Annotated in this window: 1 protein-coding gene; it reads right to left on the bottom strand. The window is 40.9% G+C overall.

Annotation, left to right across the window (positions count from 1 at the left end):
* Positions 1 to 1107, bottom strand: a 1107-nt coding sequence (locus tag ADH81_RS07890; protein ID WP_049527965.1) for an SspB-related isopeptide-forming adhesin, incomplete at both ends; no start/stop codon positions are given.

Raw genomic sequence — 1107 nt, 5'->3', positions numbered from 1 at the left:
ATTCGCTTTCATGGTGTCGTATGTAACGGTTGCGTCGCTTCCTTTAACTTCTTCTACTGTGTAGTTGTGTACGCCTTCTTGACCCTTCTTGAACTCAAGTTTAGAGAACTTAACGTTACCAGAAGCATCATTGCTTACAGTTTCAAGAGTCTTACCTTCTGAATCTTTAAGGACGAAGCTGAATTCGTTAGCTTTAAGCTCACGACCTTCCAAACGTTTAGTGAAGTTGAATTCTACTTCAACTGGAACACTGTTGACACGTTTTTCAGTTGGTTTGTTTGGTTTTTCAACAGTCTTGCTTACTGGATTGTAGTAGTTGACTACTTGAGCCGCAGTATTTTCGATGTCTACTCCGCCAGGAACATCAGCTTTCACTGTTGTTGGGATGTCGAACTTGTAGTAACGTCCGAAGGCGAACTTAGTTGTATCGATCACTTGAGTGTTTTCTGCATCGCCAAGTGACTTAGTGAAGCCATCTTTAAGAGTTGCAGTAATCACACCGTTGTTCACAGTGATATCGAATTTAGCTGTAACATCATCACCTGTTACTGAATCGTAGGCTTTAATCTTAGTAGCGTCAAGATCCAACTTAGTTTCATCGTAGTCATCTGAGATTCCTACAGATTGAATATTGTCCTTGTTAGCTGCGTCAAATTTAGTTGTATCCAACCAAACTTGGTAAACCAACTTGTCGCCACGTTTCACAGTCTTCGTATTCAAGTTTTGAGCTTCGTTGTTGTCAGTCTTATCTGCGTATGGATCTTTATTAGTATCTCCGTACTTGTCTGCCAATTCTTTGTCATCGTCAACGAGCTTGTCGCCTGTGATATCGAATTTCTCTTCAGAAACAACGTATTTCTCTGGTTGGAACTTAGGTTCTTCTGGAGGACGAACAGTATTGTTGAACTCTTTATCAGCGATATCGCCAACAGTTGCTACAAGAACTTTAGCTGTTCCATCGTGTTTAACTGTAACTGTTACATTCGCTTTCATGGTGTCGTATGTAACGGTTGCGTCTGTTCCAGCTACTTCTTCAACTGTGTAGTTGTGAACGCCTGCTTGTTCTTTCTTGAATTCGATAGCTGAGAATTTAACGTTTCCAGATGC

Source organism: Streptococcus pseudopneumoniae, assembly GCF_001072925.1.
GTDB lineage: Bacteria > Bacillota > Bacilli > Lactobacillales > Streptococcaceae > Streptococcus > Streptococcus pseudopneumoniae_Q.
This window is presented reverse-complemented; position numbering and strand designations above follow the sequence as displayed.